Raw genomic sequence first — 26,636 nt, 5'->3', positions numbered from 1 at the left:
AAACGGCGAAAATGAACGCCATCGACCCGCAGGCGTGGCTTACGGATATCCTCGCCCGGATCGCCGCCCATCCGGCTCATCGGCTGGACGAACTTCTGCCCTGGAATTGGACGCCAGCATCAGCGCTCTCCGCTCGAGCGGCATGACCACCCACGTCAACAAGGTCCATCACGTCACCACCATCACGCAGGTCGCGAGGGACCTCGGCGAAGACGAAGACTGGCTGCGAGACCTCGCCAATAAAATGGAGATCGAGGACGGCGCCATATAGGTCTATGGCGTTGGCGAAGACGGTGTCCAGGCGTTCACCGACTTGGGCATCGAGCGCCTCATCGAGCTCATCCAAATTTATAAAGAAAATCCCTAGTTGCTTAAGCGCTGGCCGTCAAAATAATCCAACCGAGCTTGTGGTCTACGCCGGATGCGTACTCGCAATCGTCCGGAAACGCAATATCATCTGCAAGTGAGCCATTGCATGAGACACCATCGCCCGGAGGCGCACGGCAAGGAGCTGCGCGCGTTTTGCGCAGTTTCGTGACCGTAGCGGTGCGGTTGGGTTAAGTTTGCGAACTGATGACTCCCACGCAAGCAAGCGGTAGTATAGGTCGGACGTAAACGGCGCCGGGGGTTTAGTTCAGGAAGGCAAATCACCAATTGATGTTTGGCTTGTGACGTAGTTCACCCTCGCGTGTGTGAAGCCGAAGTAGCGAAGTCGCCCATCCCGAAGGTGAGCCGACTCGGCCAACGGCAGCCAAACGATCTACTTGATTGAGGATGCTTCCCGATGTTGCGATCGTAAACGCCAGTTCAACGCGGCCGGCCCTCATACGGCGTTCTTAAAGTGGCGGTAGCTCGATTTTTGGAACGTTGCCAACATCGATTCCGACCGCCTGAGCATTCTTAAGAACGTCCATGGCAGTCCGAACGATCGCATAGTCCAGCATCGTTGACTTGTACCGAACAGCGCCCTCGCCGCGGGCAGTTGCCTCCGCCAGGACGGAGATGATGTTACGCGCCTCATTGATCTCATCCTGCGATGGCGAATAGATCTCATTGATGATGGGGATATGGCTAGGGTGGATCGCCGACGCCCAAGACGCGCCCATGCGCTTCGATCTTTCGCCGATTCGCCTCACCAACTCGAGGTCGTCCAATATCGCGGTCATGGCGCCTTCAACGTGTATAATCCCGGCAGCACGAGCCTGTAGCGCGGAATGGGCTCCAAAGTGAATTCCGTCATCGATCGAGTCATTAAACTGCAGGCCCAGGGAGCGAGCCCCGTCTCCACCTGGGGTTGGGCCACCAGAATTGCCGGCCCGTTTGACTCTCTGGGATGCCATGCAGAGATGGTACATGTTGTACCTCCCCAATGCAGATTCCGCATGCGGACAAATCTCGATTCGGCCGATCGGCAGCCCCCGCGACCTCTCCAACTCCTCAAGCACGAGGTCCAATGCGGCAATTTCTTCCGGATCTTCAGTCTTAGCCAGCGCCACCCCGTCAAGGCCATCGATTGTAACCGCATTAAGGTCTTCTAGCACAAAGCCTGTTCGCCACCCATTGAGTCTAACGAAGCGCCCGAAGGGCCCGGTGCATAGCTCCTTGATAGCTGCCGCGACTGCCTTGCGAGCTTCAGCTTTCTGCGTAACCTCGACCGAGTCTTCGAGGTCGAACACTAGAGCATCCGCTCCATATTTGGGCGCCTTCAACATCCAGTCGAGTTTGTCTCCAGGAACGTAGAGCATCGAGCGATACCAGCGAGCTTCTCGAACAGTTTGGGGCATAGAGTCTTTCTCCTTTTGACTCACATGTCTAACGCCGCCTCACCGTGAGTGCCTTTTGATAGCTCAACCGACCGCGGCTTGGCTGTTGGTTACATATCTGAATTGCCCGTACACCTACCTTTCTTTGGGGCTTGATCCGAGGCCGGCAAGCTAGTCAATTTTTGACTAGAGTTTTCGCATAGAGCCCCGCGGCTGGGAGGAGTGAAAAAGATGAAAGCGTCGCAGTTTTCAGAGGCCCCGAAGGCGTTTATTCTCGAGCAGGGTGCCGATGGCATGCCGGTTGCGAAGTTCTGCCGCAAGGCCGGACTCAGTCAGGCGAGGTTTACAACTGGAAGAAGCTATGACGGGGCTGCTGCCGACCAGATGCCGGCAGCTGAAGCAGCTCAAGGAAGAGAACACCAAGCTGAAGAAATTGGTCGCGGAGCTGTCGCTCGACAAGGAGATGCTGCAGAACGTGATACGCCGACGGCGGGCTTGAATTGGTAAGCGATAGTTCGAGCGCATCGAGGTGACACGCTCGCGTCCAGCGATTACCGTTACCTGTCTTGAAGCTGTTGCGGTTGAGGAAGCCGGAAATCAGATTATCGCTAGCGATCAACACCAGTTGCGCACAGCTTCGATGATATCACCAGAGCTGCTGAGACGTTGCCCGCGCCGGCGCTTGGGCAGGCATATCTCGCGGGGAACGTCGCCGGCCACCAACTCGTGGATCAGCGTGCGTACAATGCGTTTCTTGGGCGTGCATCTGTCGCCGGCGCAACCCAGACCGCTTTGTGCTTCGAACCTAAAACGCCAAGGGCAACTCGATAGGCAAGGCGGGGCGGGTCGCTGCATATGCGTGGGCAGCCATGTACTTCGGAAGAAGGCGCGTAGGTCGACTGAAATTCGGCCTTGCAAACAGAAATGGGCTAAGGCTGACAAGCAGGGCTAAAGGAAACATTTTACATCTTTCAGAAGTACGACGCTCACATAGAAGGGGCAGGGACCAGGTGTCGCTCCAAACGGCCTAAGCTGTCGTGCGATCTGGGCATTTGGTGTTCTTTCTTGCGTTCGACGGATCCGAGTGATGGCGCGGAGAGTAGCCGGTCTACTTCTCTCTTTATCTAGTCTAGAGCAGGAGCTTCGATCTCGGATGCTGAATGAAGTACCCTTCGAAGAACTCAAAGGAAACGCATGACGGTACCTTGTGTAATCACGGTTGCGCCTACTGGATCGCTACCGACGAAGGCCGACAATCCTGCGGTGCCAATCACGATTGCGGAGCAGATCGAGTCGACCCAGGAGGCATTTGAAGCCGGCGCAACGGTTGCCCACTGTCATGTGCGAGACGATGCCGGGCGTCCGACATCGGACCCACAAAGGTTTGGTCGTCTGCTGGAAGGTCTAAGACGGCATTGTCCCGGCATGATCGTGCAAGTTTCGACTGGCGGTCGGTCAGGGACCGGTCGCGAGCGTGGTGGCATGTTATCACTCAGGCCCGATATGGCGTCGTTGTCAACAGGTTCATGCAATTTTCCGACGCGCGTGTACGAGAACGCTCCCGAGCTCGTCGAATGGCTGGCCTCTGAGATGCTGGCTTATGACGTAAAACCTGAGATCGAAGCATTCGACCTCTCGATGATTTTCCAGGCCGTCTCGATGCAGAAAGTAGGCAAAATTAAGGGACCGCTCCATGTACAATTTGTAATGGGCGTGAGGAACGCGATGCCTGTCGATCGAGAAGCCTTTGAGTTCTACATAAAAACTCTCGGTCGGCTAGCGCCTGACGCAACCTGGACTGGTGCCGGTATTGGGAAGGATCAGATCACGCTTAACGAGTGGTCGCTTGAGCTTGGCGGCCACTGCCGGACCGGACTCGAGGATAATATCCGACTGAATCGTATGACGCTTGCTCCGTCAAATGCGGCACTCGTCAAACGTCTAGTGAAAGCCTGCAGCCGGTACGGGCGGCGTCCGGCCACCGTGCAAGAGGCGCGTGCGTTGCTCAGGCTCGTTAGGTGAGCTGATTATGTGAAGCGCTGTCTTGATCCGACACCTCGAAACGGGCAGACATGATTAGGAACGAAAGGGCTTGGCAGCTGAGCAGGAATGACGCAATCGCGAGCGCGGCTTTCCCTTGAACGCTCAGGTGGTTTCCTTCTGCCGGTGTACAGTTCCGAGAATCTACTCGGGTTATCAAACCGTCTCCACATCAACAAGACCGAAGCTGATCAGCGGCTATCACAGCGATATCGCTCGAGAGCAGCCTGCAAGTGAAGCATCCGAAAAGACGTTTGGAATATGCTGCTCCGTTCACGACCCGGTGCATCCCCTGAACAGATCTGCGAGCGCAACAAGGTGAGGCCGGCGCAGATCGCATTCGCTAGCACGAGCCAGGCAAGCAACAAATCGTGGTGTTGGCGGCCTCCAGGCGCTACGCCCTACTATGAACCAGTTCGCTCATTTCTCTGTGCTCGTGTCGAGGCTGCGCTCCTTTCGTCATCTTCTTAGCCGTCACGTTGAAGGCTCTGGCAAAATCTCATCTGCAGTTGCCGATCCTGTTCAGCTTCAAGCGACGATAATCTCCTCTTCGAGGAAAGCACAGTCTATGTGGTTTTCGTCGGTTCGTGGTGGCTCCATGTAAAACTAGCCTCATAGCGCATCCTGCAGATCGTGAAGAATGCACCGCCAAGGCTCGAGGCCAAAACAAGTTAGACCTTGAAAGGCCTTACGAATAGATTTGCAAATGCTGGAATTCCGGCCAGAACAATGCAAACTCAACCCGGTCCAAAAAATGCCATGGCTAAGCACCTAGCGTCCTCTCGCTGCACAGATTGAGGAGTGGTCTTTGGCTGAGCTACAAGACATGGCCTCGGCGGGAGAATCGAAAGTTGTGGCCCAGAGATCAAGAGCATGCTCGGTGCTCCCCAACCCGAGAAATCGAATGCATCATTATCTAGTCAGCAATCTATCCGAATATGTAAGGATGTAGCCACCTCTCACAAGTTGGTCCGAGAATAAGCAGGGAACGGGGCTATGATTGCGTCGAACGGAACGGAGCGGCGCCACGTGCTCACCGGCACCAGTTCATTAAATAGTTTGAAGGCCAAGCAACCAAGATGAGAGGTGATCTCCTCGCTATGATTTGCTAAGCCACTAACGCCACGAGCATACGACTAGAACGGCCCATCCCTGCCAATCAAGGCTATAACCGGGCACGCCGCGGCCGCCGAGAATCCCTGTTTGCTCTTGCTCTAAGCAAGAGCCGGAGGCTCATGTCGAACACGCGCTTACCGTGCTTCCGAGAATACATTTAAAAACTTCGTTGAGGCGCGGATCAGGCTGTCCTTGTCCAAAAAAAACGCACTCGGTAGTAATCCCGAACTCTGGAACGCTCCAAAGAATGCCCCCGTCTTGAGTGAGATCTTGAAAAGTTTGTTAGTTGGAATTCGAACCGCTCCCAACCTTCCTTGTCACGCCGCCAACGTTTGCACTTGCTGGGCATGATGGGCAACGCGGGAGCCGCGCCAGCGGCGGGAGCATTGTCCATCATTTCCACAGCGTTGATCTCGGCCCTGCCTTCGCCAGAGCGAAATTTGGCGTTCGATGCGCTTGGTGAAGACGGTGAGAGTTAGAATTCAATCTGCGCGGCGATGCCATTGAAGATGAACGAGGTCACGGCCCTAGCTGGACCTCATCAACAGGTGAAACACGTAGCAAAGGCGCTCAGGGTCAAAGGCAATGTCTTGTGTTCGCGTCAACGGCCAACTTTAGCATGGAGACGAGGAACGCGTGGTAATCGTGGGTCGGCTAATCCGAGACAGATATCACAGGGAGGCGGGATGCAACATAATCTGGCTGCGCTAACAGACCCGATGGATATATCGCCTCATCTTCCAGAGTTACGACATCAACTCCGACTGCGATTTCTCACTCCCTTTTTGAATCCATGATAGACATTCTGACGCGACCGCCTAGCCCACTTGCTCCGTCCACAAAGACGTGCTTTCCATTAAGTGCGACAGATCGGCTATCGGTCGCTCTGTGCGATGTCAACGAATCCTGTGCCAGACCAGGATGGACCGCCCCATGGTGCCGTCCCGGTAGCTTTTGTAGGGCACCGTAGTGACCGTGAGGGTGTCGCCATGAAGCGCGTAGTAACGAGCCTGGTCGGTCCCCGTCCAGGCCTGGTTCCAGGACGTGTCGATGTGATGGACGACGACGTTATCGCCGATTGAGAACGTGCCGGCGTAGGCAACCATGGTGGCGAGAAGTTCGACGCTTTCCTCGTCAGTTGGCACCACGTCGCGCGGTTTTAGGCGGTCGCAACAGGTGAAGATCGCATACATACGACCGTCAGCGGCATAGCCAATATAGCCTTCCGGGGCGTCGCCAAACTGATTGTGCCGGTACCCGTCAGAGAGGCGCTCGCGCACATACGATTGCAGCTTCCAGGTTCCTATCACGGCGCAGTCCGCAGGGGGCTTGCCCGCTTTCACTTTTTTCAGAACGTTCTCGTCTTTCGCCACGAATTCAGTCGCCACTTGTCTCTCCTTTCTGTTGCTATCGCTAACTCCCCTTACGGCTTTCACGACCCCACGAATGTAGACATCGAAGAACCGTTTCTCATGATTTTCAGCGCAGAGCCTTCTTCTTTCGTGGGTCCGCGAACGAAGATGATCTTGTGGTCGAAAGCAGCCTTCGTATCGCAACGAGTACCTAGTCCGGCAAAGCACCCGCGGATTGTTGTTCCTGATTTCGGCGTCATGCGTGCTTGGCAGGTCGTATGGCGTCGTTGGCCAAAACCGTTTAACTTATCGCGGTATTATCCAGCTTCGACATAACTGGTAAACTCCAGGAAGCATGAAGGTGTTCATCAAGACCCGCGGCGATCGACAGCACCACACTTGACGCAATGTCGTCCCGGTAACGTGTGATATGAGCCATCTACATTAGGCTATGAGTGCCACGAGTCTGCCACCTCGATCAATTGCTAACACTGGTAGTTGGTCGGGCCGGTGTCTGCATCTTGGTACCATGGTCAAGTCCAAGCTGCAGGATGATCGCCGGCCGGCGACGCGATCGAATGAGACCTGGGGATAGATCTTGTTCACGATCCGTTGACGACGGTAGTAAACTGCGCGTGCTCACGATCGTCGATACCTTCGCCAGAGTCTCGCGTCGCTGCAGCCCCGATTCACCTTCCGCGACAGAGACGTCGTGGCGGTACCGGAAAGAGCCCGCAAGGAAGTGAGATTCCCGGCGACGATCCGGGTCGATCAGGGCAGCGAGATTGTGTCGCGCGATCTCGACAGGTCGACCTACCAGCGCCGCGTCCCGCTGGACTTCTCGCGGCCCGGCAAGTCGACCAACAATCGTTCCTCGAGGCCTTGTGCTTCCGGGCCGGATGCCTCAACGCACTGATTCCTCAGCCGTGCGGACCCGCGCGAAATTGGAGAATTGGCGCAGATACTAAATCTGCGTATCAGAACACCTATCTGTCTATGTTGTTAAGGAGAAGAGAATTTGCCTACTTGGGATGCGATGCTGGGCGGTATCTTGGGTTCTGTCGCGCTCGCTTCGGCGACAGTTGAGCAGTGGCTATCAGCTCGCTGCGGGCGAAGATGCACGGGCCGCCCAATAGCGGATGGATACCGCGATCTCGCCGGCTTCAGCGGCGAACCGGAGCGTTCTGGGCGCTGTCTTGAGGAGCTTCGCCGCGTTGCTCAGGTGCAGCCAGGGCTCGATCCCGTCCTCGGCAGCTGGGAAGCGATAGTTCGAGCTCATCGAGGTGACACGCTCGCGTTCAAGATTGCCGCTACCATGTCTTGAAGCCGTTACGGGTTGAGGCGGCCGGCGATGAGATCATCGCTGGCGATCAGCACCAGTCGGCGGACAGCTTTGATGATACTGTCAGAGGTGCTGTTACGCTGCCGCGTCGGCGCTTGGGCCGTATCTCGCAGGGAACGCCGCTGACCCAGTGGACGATCAGGACGACCTCGGAGACCGATCATGGATATCGGCCACGACCTCATGGATCAGGGTGCGCACAATGCGCTTCTTGAGCGCGCATCTGTGTCGGCGCATCCCCGCCATTCTGAGGTTCGAGCCCATAACGCTGAGCGAAGCTGATCGGCAAGGGGGCGCGGGCGTTCACATGCATCATGCATGGCGATCTCGCCCTCGACCCCGCTGCGTGGACGAGCGGCCTGTTCCAGCGCGCGTCAAGCTCGCCCGCCACCAGCCGGGCAGCGGCATCGTATTGCGGAAGGCCCGGTCGGCGGCATAGTGCGCCGGCTCGAGGTCACGACTGAGAACCCTCGCGTACCTAATCTCGCCGTTCCCTGGCTTGCTTGGCGGCAGCGGTTGCCGCGGCGATAGCGCCCGGACCGATGACTCCAAGCATTGCCTCCTCGATTGCATCATCGACGCGCAGTACGCTGAAGGCGGTGTGGTGGGGACCGCCAGAGTCCATCCATGCGCGGTTGCAGCTGCAGCGCGAGGGCGCGCGACCCGTGACATTCGAAAGGTCTCACTTTGGCTTGAACACGGGAGCCTGCAAAGCACGAAGGTCTATCTGCGAGCCGATCCGACAAAGAAACTGGAAGAGCTGGCCGCGTTGCCGCCGCGCATGCGGAAACCGGGCGGCTTCCGTGCCTCGGACAAACTCTTGGCGACCCACGCAGGGGACCAGCGTGTCCTCCACAATTCGGGCTTTGTCGTCCGTAGAACCAACGACGTCGCCGTCTCCGTGATCACTTCCAGCAGGCGCGTTGTCATGTCCGAATGAAGCGCGGAAACATACCGTTCACGATCTGCCGAAATGCTGAGCGGGCTCGACAATATTTACAGAAGCGAAAGCTCGTAGGCACCTCTGCTGCAGCTGAGTCCTCAAAGCTTACGAGCCTGCACAGCTGTCGCTACGCTGGAGCGCGGCTTCGAAATCAACCTCTTTGCGGTCCGTAACGTGGCTGCCGACATTGCGCAGGGTTAGACTGAGATAAGCATAGGCTAGCAAGCCAGCGAGCACGACGCACTCTAGAAAAAAAGGGCCGGAAGCGAAGATCCCGTAGAGGCTCACCGTGAACGGCGCAAGGAGCGTGTCCACGCCATTGACCGCCACCGATAGCACCGGCCGCGCGGGCCTGCTCGTTCATCGGTAGGGAAAACGATGCGCCGCGCCGACCGTGAACCCTGGGCGGGCGAAGGAGAAGCCGAGGCAAGAAAGTCATAGCCGACGATTGCGGCGACATTATTTGGCGAGAGAGCGGTCAAGATGTTGCCCAGTGCAGCCAGTCCCGCACCCCATTCGCAAGAGGGCCTTTGGCGTTATGCGAAACATGGGGATGAAGCCCCACAGCGCAAGTAAACTCGCGGCCGCCCCGCCGACCATCGCCACCTCGATATAGCCCTGGGCGAGGCGTGGCAGGGCCGGCGCAGACAGGGCTTTATGCGTCTCGTCGATGATCAGGAAGCCCAAGGTTTGTGCCTGCGCATTCTGACAGAACGAGATCAGGGAGCCGTACCGATTAAAGGAGTGAGGTTGGAGCTGCGCCACAGCGGCGTACGCGCCTTATGGGTCTGCGGCATTGGCTTCGGCGGTAAGATCGGCGGATCTAGATAGCGCGCGAGGACGATCAGCATTGCCGTCGCGATCAGGGCAAACGCATAGAGCGGTCCTGCGAATCCAAAGATGCCGACGATGGAGACCGGCGGCACCACGGACCGATCACAGTGCCAAGGCTGAAGAACGAAGGCGATGCCCGACATCCACAGCGTGTGCTCAGCTAGACAGGTGCGCTCGGCAACATAGGCCTGGGTGGCCGGGGTGGAGGCCCGAAAAGGCCGAAGACTGCACGACGATCAGGAATGCCGATAACTGCAGCCCGCCGCAGATACTCGCCAACCGGCGATTGGCTGATGCCACCGGTGACGGCGATCTGGCGCTCGCTCACGCCAACGGCGTGCCGCAGTCTCAAAACTTCTCAAACCTTCATCGGCGCTCTCTCGGAACCGTCAGACCTCCACTTGCTTGGCCGCAAAGGGGGACCCGGCCGCGGTTCGGTCGGCGTTCTCGAGAGCGTCAGGCCGATCTCAACAGGGTGGCCGACTTAACCTCCAGAGGCGGGGCTGCGAGCATGAAGCTGTAACGGCCGTCGGCGGCGCAGTCGTTGCCGAGCGCCTCCAAATTGAACATCTTGCCCAGCGGCATGCCCGTGTCTCGCAACGCAAGCATGTGGAAGGCGAGCGGCATCTCCGAGCCGAGCCCCTCTGCGTCCAGGATCCACAGCCATGTTATCGACGGCCACGGCGGCATCAATCTTGTCATGAGCCCACTCGGCACATGTGTAACTAAGACCGGGCTGCATCCCCATAAAGCCTCGCGGTCCCTGTCCGCGATGAACCACAGCATGTGGTCGGTGTGCACCAAGAGGACGTCGCCCGCGCCTAGCTCACGCCCTCCTTCTCGCATGCGGCGTTCAGACCATCTAGCGTGATCGCGTAGTCGAGCGGCAGCCGCTCGACTACCTTTACCGCGCAATGTTTAAGAGCACCCCGGCGAAACCATGCCGGGGATGCTAGATGGTTGATGCCCATCTTGTGCGCACCCTTTTCAGTGAGGCATTCGCGCGCCTTGAAGCCATTGTAGGGTGGATCGTCATAGTAGACGTGGCCGAGCGCGTCCCATTGCGTCGCGCACTGCAAGGGCATGTGGATGACGTCATCGGAGTAGCAGACACGCGGTGGGGTTCATCGGTGTGAAAAGCTCGGTTGCGACGCCGCGTTCTTCAGCGGCTCGGGCCCGATGTGGTTAAGCGCACCCCGGAGGTCCAGTTTCGAAGAATTGGCGAAGTGCTTATTTGCTGCGTCGATAAGCGCGCCGGTGATCACCGCAGCCTTGCGTTGAGACTGCCGGTGGCTTTTCCCGGTTGCACTAAGTCTTCTCGCTCGTGCTCTGATGCGCGGTCCGGCCGACCAGTCCAAACCCGAGCACCGGACATAGCTCGCAATGAAGTACGTGTCCGAGATGCCACCGCCCCGTTAGAAGCTCGGGGGGGGCCAATTCCTGATCGCTGAAACTGCAAGATCGGCCAAGACTCCGGGCTTGGTGACCAAGACGTTGGAGTCTCAGGCGATTGGGCGCGGATGCGGTTGCCGCAGACTTTGCTAGTGATCTTCGACCCTGACTAGCTTTGGATCACGATCCGTAAAACACCCTCTGCCAACTCGTTTGCGTGCCTGGCTTTTTGCTTGCTGAGGCGCGCTGAGCGCTACTGTTGTGAGTAGTCGAGCTCTCATACTTGCAAACCTTCGAGCATCTGTCGCTGAACCTGACGACTGCGATATAGTACCATTTCCTTCCAATCGGTGCTCTCCGGATAGAAGCGCTGCCGCACGCGTCGTCGAATTTCATACCCAACATCTGTTTCAATGTCGCCTTGACGATATGTGTAGAGCCAATGGTCAGCACGTAATGCAGATCTGACTGCCTCCGGAGGGTAGGTTCCGAACTCGAGACAAACGTAGACGTGCCGATCTCCGAGGAGGCGCTGCCAGTACTCATCCTGTGTGCCATTGAGCACAACAGCCGATGAGGTGCCAAGATCCGGCGATGTGACTGAAAGGCCGAAGATGTCACGTGCATGCTGATATCCTGATATACCTGATGCCTGCTCGCATTGCAGCTCACCATAACCGTAAGACCCGAGGCCCGTGTGATAGTCAATAATCAAGACACGCTGACGAGATTCCAAACGGTAATCCGAGACGATCCGTTCAAGCGTTTGCCGTGCGACGGTAGGGGCAAACCCGCCGAAAAAAATTCCGGTGGGATGTCGGTACTGCCCGCTAGTCCGAGCCTTTCGCAAAGCAATCTCGCCGTGTGTTCTGCGGAACTCCTCTATTGTTGCCTCGGCAGCAACAAAAAGTGGACCGTCGAGCTCACATGGCACAAGACAATCAGCAAGCAGGTCGTAAGCGGCATTATGAGGTAACGGAGCCGTGAAATCGACAAAATTTCGATTGAGGTCGCAGCCTTCTTGCGTGACGCGCCGATCCCAGGCAAACCCATAAGGATTGAGAGCATGGATCAGCAACATCGCTTCATCAGATTTGAGCCTCTCGTAACCACGTTCAGCCAACCAGTCGAGCTGTGCCGCGGACCCGCAATATCCTTCGACGCCATGTGTAGCCGATACCAAAATTCCTACCTTTGGGGCGCGTCGGTCGCCAAACCACGCAACATCCGTTGAGAGTTCTCTTCCACGAGGCCCACGAGCTGGCGACGGATAGATTGCGGCTTCACCGACTGCGGCCTTCCTAACGTAGTCACGGAATCTTTGACGTGCTTCGAAGTAATCCGATGCGAAGTGCTTATTCGCCGCGTCGACAATGGCATCGTTCATTCGGAGTCCAGTCAAGGCTGCACGAGTGAAGTAGTCCCTGGAGCATCTTCATCGGACGTCGCTGACGTCGACGGACTTGCACGACTGTTGTCTCAGCGGTTGACCAGCAGGTCGCGCGACATGCTGCTCAGCGATTTTCCGCCGTTGTGAGCCACGCGCACTGTCTCGCTGAAGACATAGCCGTCGTCCTTCTCCCAGATGCCAATGATCAAGTGGAAAGTCATGTTGGGTTGGAGTACAGTCTCATCGTCATCCTGTAGGCTCGCGCCACCGTCAGGCCAATCATTCCCGAGGGAGTAGCCGATTCGAGATTCTTTGCGTACGCCCCGAGAGCTAAAGGTGCGCCGGAACGCTCGGTCGACATCTCCGCATGTTACTCCAGGCCGCATCGTTTCGAAGGCAGCCAAAAAGCCGTCAAGCGCGGCCTGGTGCAGGTGCCGTGACCGAGCGGACGGCTCACCTAAGAACACGGTCCGGGACAATGCGCAGCAATAGCGGTGGCGAAAGGCTCCTAATTCAAAATTGGTCTGACAATTCATCGCATAGCTCGCGTCGGTCCACTTGAGATGCGGAGCAGTCGCCGGGCGTCCGGTCGGCATGGTCGGATAAATGCGAGAAGCATGGCCCGGGAATTCCGGTGTGCCCGTACACAACGCGTGCATAACGGATGCGGCTACGTCGCATTCTCGCGCGCCGGGAGCGACGCCTAATCGGGCGACCCTCATGGCCTTATCGACGATCTTTCCAGCCTGCTCCATGTAGGCGATCTCAGCAGGAGATTTCAGCAGCTTCAGCTTGGAAATGACGCCATCGGCATCGATGCTCTTTGAAAGGTCCAGGGTCTTGGCCAGGGTAGCTTGGGCCTTCACCCCGAAATTTTTTGCCGTCAGTTCGGCCCCGATGTTCCTTGATTTGGTGCGTTCGCGGATCATATCTCCAATCGGCTGCCATGGTGTCCGCTGGCTCGAACCGATGTATTTCTCGGAATAACTGAGTAGGCGCGACCGCGGCAGGTAGGATGTGACCGTTGCGCATGCAACGTCCATCTCGCGCAAGATCAGCCACGGATCCTCCTCGTCTTGACTCACTAGCGCGAGTTGCGGGACGTAATCTGAGTATCCATCGTAGCCAGTGAGATAATTCATGTTCGCCTCGTTGAAGACGAGCATTGCGTCCATGCCCCGCTCCGCCATTCGCTGGCGCAGCCGAGCCGTACGTTCGCGATATTCCTGTTGATCAAATGCGGGCATCACGGCTTCTCCTGATCTCATTGCACGGCGGCGATGCTCGGCATGGAAGCGACGCAGCCGCGAAAAGGTGCTTTTGGCGGACCTGTCGTTGCGAAGTATCCGTCTAATCTGCCGCCGTTACCATGCGATGGACGCCATCGTCAGTCTGCAAAGGTCTGTGATGTCGTAGACAGGCAACTTCGTGATACGACGGATCGCCGGCGACACGAGGGGGAACGCCGCACATTCGAACAGGATGATCGCGATATCTGGATGCGCGATGCAAAGTCGCTCGGTGCAGGCAGCGACATCCTTCTCGATCGCTGCAACGTCGATCGGTGGTGGCGGACGCTTCAGCTCGTCATGCCAGAACTTGCCGCCTTCGATCCCGCCGATCACGATTCTCGCCCGCTCTGCTGGGTCATCAACCCCGAGCAGGTCTTCGGCTACATGCGTCGAGTCGTAGGTCAAGACTGCGATCTTGGCTGATGCCGGCAGCTGCCGAAGCAACGCCGGCAGCAGGAGCAGACTTGACATCACCACGGGCACATTCGTCGACTTGGCCACCGCCGGCTGATGCCGGATGGAGAAGCCGCAGGTCGAGCTTATCGCGACGGCACCTCGCTCGACGAGCCGCCGGGCGGCAGCGATAAATGACGGCTCAAGAGCTGGATCGCCGCGCACGACATTCTCTACCCAAGCTCCCGCGACTGTTTCGAAGATGATCGGGAAATCGAAAGTGGCCGAATTTAGCATCGAGCCGGGCGCGGGCTTCGGTGGCGCGGCGCCGGACGGCACCCCACGTTCGAGGTGCAGGACTCCGAGAGAGCGTGATAGTTGCGGGGTCATTGACGAAGCATTCCGGACTAGAACCGAATTCCCTAGTTTGGGGTGGAGCGGTCTTAGACGCAGGTGTAGGTCGTGGGTTTGGCAAGCGGTCTCGAGCATGGTGGTAGCGGCAGGTGAGCCTCTTCTGCGGCGCATATGGCGGCGATTTGGTCAATTCCCATCGTGGCCGGCCCTGCTTCATTTCCTTCAGCTAGCGCACCGCGCAAAGGGCACATTTTCCGCTGTCGCAATTGCAAGCCAAGCGCCTGCTTGTCCACTACAGCGTCATTTGGTTCGACAGGATAGCTTAGCTCATATCGTATCGCACTCTGACGAGTTGGTATGGCGGAAATCATGGCTGGTCCCCCTCGTTGTCTTTCCAACCAGGCTTTTTGCAATCCGCATGCCACGCGAGAATCGCTGAAAGCAGGCGATCTTCAGTGAATACAATTTGTCGCAAGCGCGACAGCGTCGGAAAGCCAACGCGTCGGCCATGATGCACTTGGCGCTTCGGATCAGCTCGACTTGCCGCGCAAATGAATGGTCGGGACAGACAGACTGGGTGACCGGCATCATCTCCGGATTATCAAGGAGAGCACCTTGCGGTATTTGCGCTGGTGGGAGTTTGCGAAGGCGCAGCCCCGGCGAGCCTGGACCGGCGCAGCAGCCAGACCTGGTTAGACACTTCACACGCTACAGAGTGTGGCATCAGCACGGGAATTCCAGGTTACGGAAACCTCTGAACAGCATCTGCGGGGTGGAATGACGGCGTGGCAAACGGAGAGTCACAGGCCGCATGAATGAATTCGGCCAAGCTTCCGTCGGATTTGTTTGCCTTGGAAGCCTTGCAGCATTCCTCGCTTGTGTCCACTTCCTCGGGAGAAATCACAGTAGCATGGTCCGCCTGAGGTGAGGCGACTAGCCGCTGCAGAGCGCAAGCGATGCCAATGTCGCTCGGCATTCCAGGACTGAAGAGTGCCCTGTTCTCGCGCCCCTTCTCGACCAAAAGCTTGCATGAAGGGGCGAGAACGTAACGAGATACGCTAGCATGAAATCGAAGGAGATGAGATATGCGTACCGACACTTCCAAGGAATGGGAGATCCGCTGCGATCTGGCTGCTGCCTAAGTTGATGGCATTCTGCGGAGGCATTGTATTTCAACAACATGAATGTGCCGCGGTCAATCTCGAGGACGCGAGCGGCTGGTATGGTCGGGGTCGGGGGTACCGTCGCCGAGGCGTACGATTCAGATATAATGGCTACAATAAGAGGCCGCGTCCTAGGCGAGCTCGATCGCCTCGATCGCATCAGCCCGGCCTGCACGACCTAAGTCAGGCGGTGGGAACGTGAGAGTACCCCGGCCGAGATACACGGGACGGCCGCTGAGGCGCGATGCTTAATATCACGAGGGCCTGTTGTAGCTTGGTAGCCATTCTACCCCAGCCGTAACATCGAAGCAGACTACTGCCCTGATTTCCCTGCGCTAGGCCTGGAACTTCTCCAGAGCTGGCCGGGGAGCATGCCGCTGGGGAGTGGAAGATAATCATCATGACTTCGGAAGCTCAGATCATCGCCTTCTTCCTCGTCCAGATCATGGCGCCAGCGCTCGTTCTGGCGGTTTTGGACATGCAACTGACCTGAGTGCCGAAGTAGATAACAGAGTTGCGCTTCAGCATTGCAGCAGCAACGATATACCAATCATTATCAATTGACCCTTTCTGCCGCTAAACGGGCGGGCGCAGCGGAATGTGGCCGCATGCGTGATGATCGTGTCCCGAGCGGCCCGGCGCGCAATGCTAAGCTGACGCGCGCTCGTAGAACAACATCGGTGCGCTTTGTGGTACCGACTATCCAATTTGGTAGCTGCCAAAGCGAAGCAGCTAGTGGTTTATTCCGCTTCAATGACGGCCGCAGCAGGACCGACACCAGCTAAGCCGCGCTGTCGTACCGACTCATCCTAGTGGTGGGAGCGTATGACTGTTTGGCAGATGAGAGATTGGAATGCGACAGTGGATCGCCCTCCCGCACCGTGCGTACCCGACCGAACACATTGGATTGCTGAACTCGATCTCGATTACACTCGTCCGGATCTGGCGGAGATCATCACGCCGCAGGGCGATATGCTTGACAAAACCTGGGCAAGCCCAACCAGTGTACGGATCGCGAAGTTTCGCGCAGCCTGTCAAGCAAGGGCTGTTCATCGAATACAGCAGACTTGCTGTCGCTTAACGTTGCGGCAAGCACGCCAGTTCTGTCACTGTTCGGCGTCGTGCCTATAGCCCGGACATACAGTCGAAATGATCGCGTTTCCTCTACGTCTCCTTGTTGACGGCTGCGTGGCCGACCGCCGAATTTCGTCGGCATAGGGCGGCGCATGCGACTTTGCTTCCATCGGGACAAAGAGCCACTCGCCGATCGCTTAAGCTAGAAGAGAAAAGCAAAGTTGCGGAGCTCCATCAGAACGACACGGCCATATTTGGTTTGTTGTTTCCAATGCAATGTCAGGGTTGCCTCGGGGAGGACTTGGATCAAAGCTATGCGCTCTATCCCGCTGTCGCCGCCTCGCATCGCCACACAAACTTCTGTGTATCGGTACTGCAGCAGAGCCGCGCTTAGGGTGCGACAAGCTTGCGTCGGCTGATGGGTGACTTCCTGAGCATCGGTGTGGAAAAGGAGCTGTCGATGGGAGTGTTATCGCATCTACGCGTCATCGAGATCGGTAGCTCGGCCGCGACCAGCTATTGCGCGCGCATGTTTGCGGATTTCGGTGCCGATGTTCAAAAGGTCGAGCCGAGAGCCGGCGATCCACTTCGCCGCAGCGCGCCGCTCACGCCCGGCGACAACAGCGCGTGGTTTGCATTCCTGAACTTAAACAAGTCAAGCATCATCATCGATGCCACCGCCCCGAACGCGACCACGCGGCTGACGGAACTGATCGAGAATTGCGACATTCTGGTCGATGGGCGCGATGTTGATCCGGCGGATTGCCCGCCCATCGATATCGCCTCGATCCGGCAGCGACACCCTGGGTTGATCTATCTCGAAGCGAGCTGGTTCGGCCGCGAGGGCCCCTATGCAGGATTCGCTGCCACCGACTCGACAGTGCGCTCTCTCGCCGGTCTCATCAAGCTGGTTGGACCGGCCGAAGGCCCGCCCTTGCACGCACCGGATTTCCAGACGGGTATCCTCGCTGGCTTATGGGGCTTCATCGCCACGGCATCGTCGGTTGTTGGGCGACTGCAGGGTGGGGCAGGGCGCTCGTGGTCGCTCAGCATTTTCGAATCGAGTCTCGCTCTGTCTGAGTATCTCATGTTCGAGGCATTTGCGTGCGGCGACGTGATGCGCCGGATCGGTATTAACCGCTTCTGGCCGAACTTTCCCGTCGGCATTTACCCAACCAAAAAAGGTTGGCTCGGCCTTTCGACCGTCACGCCGGGACAATGGCGCGCATTCTGCGACATGCTCGATTTATCCGAATTGCGTGATGATCCGGCTCTGGCCTTCAACGAAGGTCGCTTGAAACACATGGACCAGATCGAACGACAGTTTGTGCCGAGGCTGAAGGCGCGGACAGCGCAACAGTGGTTTGCGGAGGGACTGAAGCGCAAAATCCCGATCGTGCCGGTGCCCGAAATATCCGATCTGCTCCAAGACGCGGAGAAGAAGGCGCGCGGCGCAATCGTGCCGGTTGTGATTGGTAAAGAGGAGGGCCTGACGGTTGGTTCGATGCAGCGGCTGACGTTGACGCCACCACGCCGGGGTGGCAGAGTTCCGGCTCCCGGCGAGCAGCAACATTCCGCCCACATCCGTACTCACGGGTCGCTGACTGGGCCTGGATCGTCCGGCTGCATCGATGCGGACCGGCAGCCGTTGCATGGGACTCGCGTGATCGACTTCACGATGGGCTGGGCAGGCCCATTGTGTACCCGGACACTGGCCGATCTCGGTGCGGACGTCATCAAGATCGAAGCCATCCAGTATCCGGACTGGTGGCGCGGCGTTGACCGGCGCAGCGGCTACGTGGACCGGCAGATCTATGAGTTGGCGCAATGCTTCTGCATCATGAACCGCAACAAGCGCGGCATCACACTTGACCTGAAGCGGCCGCAGGGCCTCGCTCTTGCCAAGCGGCTGTTGGCGGAAGCCGATATTGTGGTCGGCAATTACTCGGCCGATGTGCTGCCAAGGCTCGGGCTTGGTTACGACGTACTCAAACTACTCAATCCACGCCTCGTCATGATGTCGATGTCAGCTTTTGGCGCGAGCAGTGTCCATCGCGATTGCCGGGCTTATGGCTCGACTCTCGAGCAGGGCTCAGGTCTGCCGAGCGTGGTCGGAAGCGCCGATAAGCCGCCCGTGATGAGCCACATCGCGTTCGGGGATCCCGTCGGCGGATTGAACGGCTGCGCTGCGGTTCTTCTCGCCCTGATTCACGCTCGCAACACCGGGCAGGGACAATTCATTGATCTCGCGCAAATCGAGTGCATGATCCCCTTCGCGGCGCCATGGATCACCGTTCACTCGATTGATGGGGCGCCACTCACAAAGTATGGTGCTCGACATCCGCAGTTGGTGCCGCATGGCTGCTTCCGGTGCGCGGGTGAGGACAACTGGATCGTGATAGCGGCAACCGATGCGGAGATGTGGCAGAGGCTTGCCATCCTTATTGGTAGGCCAGACTGGGCCTCGAACGCATCGCTTGAATCTGCGGAAGCTCGCCGCGGCATTGAGGATCTCATAGAGGCAGGCATCGAAGCTTGGACGCACACTCGTGATGCGGATCAGGCCATGTCCGAGCTGCAGGGCGCAAGGGTCGCGGCAGGGGTGGCCCGCCTGCCGATTGACCTGCTCAAGGATCGGCATCTCGGCTCGCGCGCATTTCTGCAGGAGGTCGAACGCGCTTTCATTGGCTCGCACCCGCAGCCCTCGATGCCGATTCGCGAAGGCGCAGCGCCGTATGCGATCCGCTCAGCGGCCCCGACACTGGGACAACATAACAGAGAGGTCCTAACAGAACTTCTCGGGCTCTCCGACGCCGAGATCGCGCAACTGGCAAGCGAGAACATCATCGGTACCGCGATGGTCTCCTGAGGGTAGCTCGCGAAGACCTAGAAGGTGGCGTCAGACTGCTGGATCTACGGCTCGATTGCACTCAGACTTGGCAGATCAGCCGCTCAGGAGCGCGTCCTTGGCCTCGGCCATCCATGCCTCACGGCAAAGCAGGGCGCGGCGTTTCTAAGTATCTCAGCAAACTGTGGAACTACATGGCATTGCGATCGCCTTCCGGTGACGACTGCCGTGATAGCTTAACCAGCTTCGCATCCCATTGCTAACCCAGAACGGAAGCCGCATTGCGAGACATTGAATGAGTACCGACCTTGAGGACATCATTGGCCCTCCGCCTGAATGGCAGGGATATGCGTGGCTCTCTGAGTCACAACCCACAAATCTTAGTAGGTCCGTCGTTCCCGGTTATCCGGTAAGTGAGTGAGCCTTCTGGAGAGCACGCGGGGAAGGCCGCGCCGAGACGCGCGGCACGTCCCGCTCGCTAAGCCACAGCTCGCACAATCTAATACGTCTGCGTTTGGTGGAGGAGACGATCGTGGATGAAGTCATTGGCGAGCCCCGTAAGATGCAAACCTTCGAAGTCCTCGAATCAAACGTCCGATCGTACTCACGTTCGTTTCCGGCTATTTTCAGTCGAGCGCGCGGCTCCGTTATGCTAACGGAGGAAGGTCGAAAGGTAATTGATTTCCTGTCCGGTGCTGGAGCATTGAACTACGGCCATAACAATCATCAAATCAAAGCTGACATTACTGAGTATTTAGCATCGGATGCCGTGGTCCACGGGCTTGACATGGCCACTCCGGCAAAGCTCGGCTTCATGGAGACGTTCAGCTCTGTCATACTTCGAGAGCGGAATCTGCGCTACCGATTCCAATTCACAGGGCCGACAGGTGCTAATGCTATTGAGGCAGCTCTGAAGCTTTCACGCAAAGTCACCGGGCGTCAGAACATAATTTCATTCACGCATGGATATCATGGCATGAGCTTAGGAGCGGTTGCCGCGAGCGGCAATCGGTTCTTTCGCACGGCCAGCGGCGTTTCTTTGTCGGGCGCTACGTTCATGCCCTATGATGGCTATCTTGGGCCAGCTGTTGATACGGCTGACTACTTGCAACAGGTGTTGATGGATGAGAGCAGTGGCATCGATCGTCCAGCTGCCATTCTCGTCGAAACTGTGCAGGGAGAGGGTGGTATAAATGTAGCCCGGAAGGAATGGTTACAATCAATTCAGGCCATAGCAAAGGACGCGGGCGCTCTTTTCATCGTTGACGACATCCAGATGGGCTGTGGTCGTACGGGCGAATTCTTTAGCTTTGAGTTCGCGGCGTTATCGCCAGATATTGTCGTACTTTCAAAATCACTAAGTGGGTACGGTCTGCCGCTATCAATGTTATTGATTAAAGAGGAGTGCGACGTATGGCAGCCAGGAGAGCACACTGGCACGTTCCGCGGTAACAACCTCGCACTGGTGTCTGCAACCGCGGCCATAAATCTCTATTGGCGGAGCGAGACTTTTGCGCAGGAAGTTCAGCGGATGGGAGAGCTTGTGAGGCGCCGACTTGAAGCCATTGCATCAGAGTATGGAAACAGTTTTGCCGTTCGAGGGCGAGGCATGGCGGTGGGCTTTGATTGCCGAAGGACTGAGGTTGCAGCAGCTACGGCACGCAAGGCCTTTGAGAAAGGACTGATCATCGAACGATGCGGGCCCATCGATCAGGTCATAAAGTTCTTGCCAGCACTCACGATTGATCATGACACCCTAAATCAGGGCCTTGAAATATTTGAGGAAGCCTTGGCCGGAACGCTGAAGCAGACTGGGATAGAGTGACCGCCAAATTCATTCAAGTATCTGAAAGGAACACCATGGCGTACCAGACCATCAAATATGACATCGTGGAGCAAATCCTCACGATAACCCTAAATCGGCCGGAGAAGCTCAACGCTTGTACCGCAACCATGGAGCGCGAAATCGTCGACGCTTTTGATCGAGCAGATAAGAACAATGACGTCTGCGCCATTATCGTGACTGGCGAAGGACGAGCCTTCTGTGCCGGCGCCGATCTATCTTCGGGCGCCGACACATTTGACCGCGACACGCGGCGTGGACCGGTTAAACGACTGCCCAATGGCGCAGTGGACTACAGCGATCCGAAGGTCAGCGACGGCGGTGGAAAGATCGCGATGCGGATCTTCAAGTGTCTGAAGCCCGTCATCGCGGCAGTGAATGGGCCGGCGGTCGGCATGGGCGCGACCATGCAGCTCGCGATGGACATCCGCATCGCTTCTGAAGCCGCGTGCTTTGGCTTCGTGTTCTCCCAGCGTGGCCTCGTTCCGGAGGGAGCTTCGAGCTGGTTCCTGCCGCGCGTCGTCGGCATCGCACAGGCGCTGGAGTGGTCTCTCAGCGGGCGGGTATTTCCGGCGCAGGAGGCGCTTGCCGGTCGGCTGATTAGCAAAGTTGTGCCGCCAGATCAACTGCTTCCCACCGCGCGTGAGCTCGCTCGCGAAATCGTCGACAAGACCTCACCCGTATCTGTTGCGCTAATCCGGCAGTTGATGTGGCGTATGCTGGGTGCAGATGACCCGATGGACGCCCACAAGATCGAAAGCCGCGGCATGTATACGCGCGGGCGTTCCGCCGACGCCAAAGAAGGCGTGATGGCATTCTTGGAGAAGCGGCCCGCAGTTTTCAGAGACAAGGTGCCGGTCGACATGCCGGATTTTTTTCCATGGTGGACGGAACGAGAATACAACTGATAGTTCCTTGCCCTACCTGCCGAGCCGATCCGCGCAGCTCAATGGCATTTCCGGGCCGTGCCGACCCGCTGATATCAGCTCGTCGACGAGTCGGTGAGTTTAGCGAGCGGCCGGGATTATCATTGTCGGCAGCGATGGCATTCTTAGTAACTCAACTCGACTAGTCTCGCCGGGCCCCCCTGCAAGAATGCAGATTGAAAGATAAGCAGAATTTGTCTGGATAAAGTATTCGACCGTGCGGGAAAGGCAGGTGTTGAGCCGAGCTTTTCTTCTTTTTTGGGAGTTGCTCTCGAGCAATTCGTGAGACTTGACTATGTGGGTCCCTCGGCATCGGGGAGTTGATGAGCAATCAAAGGGATGATCGCCATAAAGAGCTGTTGCTTTGGCACTCAATGAAATCATCGACATGGGCCACCCGCGGGGGAAGTCGGTGCCGCTGATCGGCGTTTCTGCACGAGACCACACGTCGGTGCTTGATCCCAACCGTGGGCAGCGGAGATAGCTCGGGCATAGCGGCACGCTGCTGCGCTTGGCGAGCCTGACAAATTTGACGACCGAGCGCTATATCCGCGCGTCTCTCGTATGCGCAACGACCTTGGGCTGGAGCGTGGTAGCGCCCACCATACACCTCCAGGACCCTGGTGCAGATGGCTACAGTCCTGTGCGCTACCGAGGGACCTTTTGCGCCGGCAAAGACTTTCTTACTTTCTCAATCAGCGCATGAGCTGCTCATCGCCAAATCCGCTCGCCTTAGCGCGCCATCGACGACTGCTAGCTCCTCGCATGGGCTTGGCCAATGTGCTGTGCCGCAGGCCGCAGCTCCTATTGACCCGGTGCCGCTCGAGAACGTTTTGCCGCCGCAAGACTAATCATTGCGAATGGCCTCATTAGTTGCGAACCACGCATTTCTCATCAGAATAGGTAGTACCGTTGGTTCATTGGTTATGCTGTACACGCGAGCTGGATGAGTTCTCGAGGCTACACACATTCATCAAATCAGAAACGAGGGGCAGCAATGAAATCCGTAGTTAATCCGTTGCAAGTCTCGCGATTCCTTCGGGTATATGACGATGCCGCCGCCCAAAAAGGCATCAAGCTTTCGATAGGATTTGATTTCAATGAGTACGTCTCGATCACACGGGTCCTTCCAACAAAGAAACCGACATATCCAAACTTTCGGCCAGATCGTTCGCCGATCAAATCGGGTGAGGGATATTGGATGGTGGGCGTCGACAAGGACAACCAGGTTGCGCTCGTACAGGCTGCTCGACTTTATGACCTTTCGCACAGTAACTTTGCAGAGCATCTTGAATCTCTGAGGGCGTTCTACGCCGATCCAGCCGTACATGCACATCCTCAGGACCGTTGTACTTGCGCTGCGCCAACCGCAAAGAAGATTACTGGGAAAGTAGCTTACCATGGAGATTTTTGGCTGCGCAGCGACTTTAGGCGACAAGGCATACCCACCATCATGGCTGCAATACTGCGCGGCGCTTCATTTGCCATGTGGTCTCCCGACTTCGTATGTGGACTTGCAGAGCGCTGGCTATTGGACAAGGGCGTTCTTGCGCAATACGGACATGCCCATTATGAACACGGCGGTTCGATACTACATCTGGTAGAGGAGAATATCGTTGATCACGATTTGCTTGTTTGGCTAACCGGCGAGGAGTTGAGGAGCCTTGTTGCCGATCACGACAGAAGCAAGTCGACATTAGCCTCCTGAAGTCTCGCTGACGGTGATCGTCATCAATCTGGTGAGGACGCGAGCAGGACCGAGTCCCCCGGCAGCCGGTCAAGCTCACGACAGGGGCGGTCGCCGCTCGCGCATCATTCGGCAACTGGTGAGCGGCCCGAACGGTGAAAAGATCAGCTCTGCGGCATAGGTGCGTGACACCGCCACGCTGTTGGCGGTCGCTTCCACCACCACCTCGTAGCTGGCTAAAAAGACGCGTTGCAAAATCTCTCCAGCACGTGTTGGTGCCGCAGTCTTCCCAAAGCAAAACTATCCCGAAAGCGCGGCGGACGCAGATGCCAATCATTCGTCGCATTTGGACCACCTGTCAGACACATGTGGGAGCCGCGGAATAAGGCAAGAGGAGTCCAGCGCTCGGCGTCGCGAAGTCACTTTTCTCGAGTTCTCGGCTCACCCTGAGATCGGCCTGCCCGCATGTTCATGCTCCGGTGCAGCTGTTCCGGCGGTCGCGCCACATGCCACGAACGCTGCAGCCGAACGTTGGCTCGAGAATTCTCATCCTGGTTATCAACCGAGCGAGCGTCTCAACGGCGAGACCAAGCAGCCGATCGAGCTTCCCATGGAAGCGTCATCGTTCACACCACCGCCATCCTGCTCGAACAGCACATGGGCCGCCAGCGTGCTTGCTACATGACCTGGAACCATCACAAGTCGAGCAATGATCCATCCTCAGCTTTCCGACTATCACCGACTGACGTTTGGCTCTTGCCGGTGAATGCGGTGATCTGCCGACAGTTACACCGCGGCCGAGGGGCGTGATCGTGATCGTGCATTTCCGCACGGTCCGGGCTCGAGCGAACCGAATGCGCCGTGCTCCTGTCCATTTGAGCGCGCGAACCAAGTCTCAGATGATTATCGCAGAAGCTGTCGGCAAATAGTCTAAGGCGCTAAGCGCGCGTCAGCTCAGCAGCTCCGACCAGCTATTCCGAAATCAGCATTTCTTTTAGTTTGTACTACCAAAGCTCGAATCAACTTCGAGCCGAGTTACAGGACCGCCCCCCGCAACGTGCAGTTCGATTAACTACCATTGCTAGTAATTGATCTACATAGCGCAAGCATGTCACCTATCGGTCGATGCACGTCGGCGCCGGCTAAGTGATCTGCGGCGACAGCCAGCGAGGGGCTCGGCGAGGCGGTTAGGCGGCCGAAAATCTTTTTGGAGACGCGTGGCAACCATTTGCGGCTCAATCGACGAGACCCGCCGGCCGTTAGGAAAAATCGAAGGAGTGAGGCATCTGTTTCAGCGACGAGAACTACCAACCGAACATGGTGCGCTAGTTAGTCCAATTCAACTGGAGACACGACATGCAGCGTCGCAAGGGTGAAATGACGCTTGGATTGTACCTGATTCAGGCGGGATATAACGAAGGTGCGTGGCGAGATCCGAGCGTGCCAGCCAATGGCGGAGTTGATGTCAACCATTATGCTCACCTAGCAGCACTTGCCGAAGCTGCGGCGTTTCACTTCGTGTTTCTCCCCGATAGTCCTAGTGTTGTAGAACAAGATAACGCAAATATAGCTCGTGTCAGCCGAAACGACACTTTCGAGCCAATCACGCTTTTGTCGGCACTTTCATCGAAAACGCGGGACATCGGCCTTGTGGCGACGGCGACAACGACTTACCACCAGCCATATCACCTTGCACGGATGCTCGCCTCACTGGATCACCTCTCGCTCGGACGGGCGGCCTGGAACATTGTCACCTCGGGAAATAAGTACGAGGCCCCGAATTTCGGCGAAGAAGAACTTCCAGATCACGACACGCGCTATACCCGAGCGAAAGAATTTGTAGAAGTTGTCAAGGGGCTTTGGGATACGTGGGAAGACGGCGCGTTTGTTCGTGACAAGGAAACAGGTATTTTTGTTGACACGACGAAGCTGCATCTGCTCAATCACCGAGGGGACTACCTATCAGTCAGAGGCCCGCTGAACGTCGCACGGCCGCCTCAAGGACATCCCGTGTTGGTTCAGGCAGGCGCATCGGAGTCCGGAATACGGTTCGCTGCAGCGCTGGCCGAGGTAGTGTTTACCGCTGAACCGTGTTTGGAAAGCGGTAAACGATACTACGCAACTCTCAAAGAGAAGGCACGAGCACTGGGGCGGACGGACGATCAGGTTCTAATCATGCCTGGCATTGTTCCGATTGTTGGGAGGACCAAGGAAGAAGCGTCCGCCAAGCTCCAAAGACTACGATCGTATACGCACATTGACGTTCAAATTGGGACCGCCGATCGTTGGCTGGGATTTGTCACTGATATCCGTTCGATGGACCTCGACTCATTAGTACCTGAATCATTACCGCGGACGAACTTTATCCAGAGTCGTCAGAAGACGCTCCTCGACCTGGCCGTACGCCAGAAATTCACTTGGAGACAACTGATCCGCTTCATATCGGACAGCCGGGGCCATCTCATGATTGTTGGAACGCCGGACGAAATCGCCAACGCCATGGTCGATAGATTTGACCAACGTGCTGCTGACGGATTCAACGTGCTACCAGCAACTGTTCCAGGCGAGCTCAAGGATTTTGTTGAACTCGTCATTCCGGAATTGCGCAGGCGAGGCAAATTCAGGTCCAGGTACTCTGGACAAACATTAAGAGAGAATCTCGGCCTCAAGCGGCCACTTAATCGGTTCGCGCAAGCGGGCATAAGCAGTCGATGACCGCCACTGCGAATTTCCTTGAGGTCGGGCTACGATTACTGAACCAGAGTTTCGTGGCCCTTATCTCTAGGAGTGATATATCTTAAAGGTTCAGTTTTCAACGAGGGGAGATTGAGATGGGGCTAACCGATCGGGGGACTCGCGGTTTCCGGTACGTCATGGGCACCTC

General features: G+C 57.2%; 17 protein-coding genes and 3 pseudogenes. 9 read left to right on the top strand and 11 right to left on the bottom strand.

Features of this window, described 5'->3' with window-relative positions; translation table 11 throughout:
* Window positions 1-2: 2 nt before the first annotated feature.
* Window positions 3-146 (top strand): annotated as a pseudogene (locus IVA95_RS28300) (transposase domain-containing protein); the annotation flags it as partial.
* Window positions 143-367, top strand: a pseudogene (locus IVA95_RS28295) (hypothetical protein). The pseudogenes IVA95_RS28300 and IVA95_RS28295, both read left to right, overlap by 4 nt.
* A gap of 469 nt (window positions 368-836) precedes the next feature.
* Here the strand turns inward: IVA95_RS28295 and IVA95_RS28290 are convergent.
* Window positions 837-1,784 carry an aldolase/citrate lyase family protein gene (locus tag IVA95_RS28290; protein ID WP_247513476.1) on the bottom strand — a complete coding sequence of 316 codons (948 nt, stop codon included), beginning with the start codon at window positions 1,782-1,784 and terminating at the stop codon, window positions 837-839.
* Window positions 1,785-1,994: 210 nt separating this feature from the next.
* Here IVA95_RS28290 and IVA95_RS28285 point away from each other — a divergent pair.
* Together IVA95_RS28285 and IVA95_RS28280 are read left to right on the top strand one after the other, a co-directional pair.
* Window positions 1,995-2,253 (top strand): annotated as a pseudogene (locus IVA95_RS28285) (transposase); the annotation flags it as partial.
* A 704-nt stretch (window positions 2,254-2,957) separates the two neighbouring features.
* Window positions 2,958-3,785 (top strand): 3-keto-5-aminohexanoate cleavage protein, encoded by an 828-nt coding sequence (locus IVA95_RS28280; RefSeq protein WP_247513475.1) that lies wholly within the window; start codon window positions 2,958-2,960, stop codon window positions 3,783-3,785.
* A 2,030-nt stretch (window positions 3,786-5,815) separates the two neighbouring features.
* Here IVA95_RS28280 and IVA95_RS28275 read toward each other — a convergent pair.
* The 9 genes from IVA95_RS28275 to IVA95_RS28235 form a co-directional block, all read right to left on the bottom strand.
* Window positions 5,816-6,307, bottom strand: a complete 492-nt coding sequence (locus IVA95_RS28275; protein WP_247513474.1) for a lipocalin-like domain-containing protein — start codon at window positions 6,305-6,307, stop codon at window positions 5,816-5,818.
* A 1,060-nt stretch (window positions 6,308-7,367) separates the two neighbouring features.
* Complete coding sequence (locus tag IVA95_RS28270) at window positions 7,368-7,550, bottom strand: hypothetical protein (protein ID WP_247513473.1); 183 nt, start codon at window positions 7,548-7,550, stop codon at window positions 7,368-7,370.
* A 1,111-nt stretch (window positions 7,551-8,661) separates the two neighbouring features.
* Window positions 8,662-8,886 carry a hypothetical protein gene (locus tag IVA95_RS28265; RefSeq protein ID WP_247513472.1) on the bottom strand — a complete coding sequence of 75 codons (225 nt, stop codon included), beginning with the start codon at window positions 8,884-8,886 and terminating at the stop codon, window positions 8,662-8,664.
* A 389-nt stretch (window positions 8,887-9,275) separates the two neighbouring features.
* A complete protein-coding gene (locus IVA95_RS28260; protein ID WP_247513471.1) occupies window positions 9,276-9,533 on the bottom strand; it encodes a hypothetical protein in 258 nt (85 codons plus the stop codon).
* A gap of 313 nt (window positions 9,534-9,846) precedes the next feature.
* Window positions 9,847-10,092: a hypothetical protein gene (locus IVA95_RS28255; RefSeq protein ID WP_247513470.1), complete on the bottom strand. Its 246-nt coding sequence runs from the start codon at window positions 10,090-10,092 to the stop codon at window positions 9,847-9,849.
* Between the two features lie 119 nt (window positions 10,093-10,211).
* Complete coding sequence (locus IVA95_RS28250; protein ID WP_247513469.1) at window positions 10,212-10,475, bottom strand: hypothetical protein; 264 nt, start codon at window positions 10,473-10,475, stop codon at window positions 10,212-10,214.
* 584 nt (window positions 10,476-11,059) lie between these two features.
* A complete protein-coding gene (locus IVA95_RS28245) occupies window positions 11,060-12,169 on the bottom strand; it encodes a M14 family metallopeptidase (protein ID WP_247513468.1) in 1,110 nt (369 codons plus the stop codon).
* Between the two features lie 92 nt (window positions 12,170-12,261).
* Window positions 12,262-13,419, bottom strand: a complete 1,158-nt coding sequence (locus IVA95_RS28240) for a Xaa-Pro peptidase family protein (protein WP_247513467.1) — start codon at window positions 13,417-13,419, stop codon at window positions 12,262-12,264.
* Between the two features lie 117 nt (window positions 13,420-13,536).
* Window positions 13,537-14,196 carry a hypothetical protein gene (locus IVA95_RS28235; RefSeq protein WP_247513466.1) on the bottom strand — a complete coding sequence of 220 codons (660 nt, stop codon included), beginning with the start codon at window positions 14,194-14,196 and terminating at the stop codon, window positions 13,537-13,539.
* Between the two features lie 2,670 nt (window positions 14,197-16,866).
* On the opposite strand from IVA95_RS28235, the gene IVA95_RS28230 reads away from it, so the two are divergent.
* From IVA95_RS28230 to IVA95_RS28215, 4 genes are all read left to right on the top strand, one after another.
* Window positions 16,867-19,317, top strand: coding sequence for a CoA transferase (locus IVA95_RS28230; protein WP_346658060.1), 2,451 nt, complete (start codon window positions 16,867-16,869; stop codon window positions 19,315-19,317).
* A 541-nt stretch (window positions 19,318-19,858) separates the two neighbouring features.
* Complete coding sequence (ectB, locus tag IVA95_RS28225) at window positions 19,859-21,121, top strand: diaminobutyrate--2-oxoglutarate transaminase (protein ID WP_247513674.1); 1,263 nt, start codon at window positions 19,859-19,861, stop codon at window positions 21,119-21,121.
* 35 nt (window positions 21,122-21,156) lie between these two features.
* Window positions 21,157-22,047: a crotonase/enoyl-CoA hydratase family protein gene (locus IVA95_RS28220; protein ID WP_247513673.1), complete on the top strand. Its 891-nt coding sequence runs from the start codon at window positions 21,157-21,159 to the stop codon at window positions 22,045-22,047.
* 1,015 nt (window positions 22,048-23,062) lie between these two features.
* Window positions 23,063-23,773, top strand: coding sequence for a hypothetical protein (locus IVA95_RS28215; protein ID WP_247513464.1), 711 nt, complete (start codon window positions 23,063-23,065; stop codon window positions 23,771-23,773).
* Window positions 23,774-23,848: 75 nt separating this feature from the next.
* Here the strand turns inward: IVA95_RS28215 and IVA95_RS28210 are convergent, their stop codons facing one another.
* Entirely contained in the window at window positions 23,849-24,007 is a 159-nt protein-coding gene (locus IVA95_RS28210; protein ID WP_247513463.1) for a hypothetical protein, read from the bottom strand.
* A gap of 1,101 nt (window positions 24,008-25,108) precedes the next feature.
* Between IVA95_RS28210 and IVA95_RS28205 the strand changes: the two genes are divergently transcribed.
* On the top strand, window positions 25,109-26,467 hold the full coding sequence (locus IVA95_RS28205; protein WP_247513462.1) for an LLM class flavin-dependent oxidoreductase: 1,359 nt from the start codon (window positions 25,109-25,111) through the stop codon (window positions 26,465-26,467).
* Window positions 26,468-26,636 lie beyond the last annotated feature (169 nt).

Origin of the sequence: Bradyrhizobium sp. 157 (genome assembly GCF_023073815.1) — a bacterium.
Classification (GTDB): Bacteria; Pseudomonadota; Alphaproteobacteria; order Rhizobiales; family Xanthobacteraceae; genus Bradyrhizobium.
Note: the sequence above shows the minus strand (reverse complement) of the source record. Positions and strands in the feature narration are given on the sequence as shown.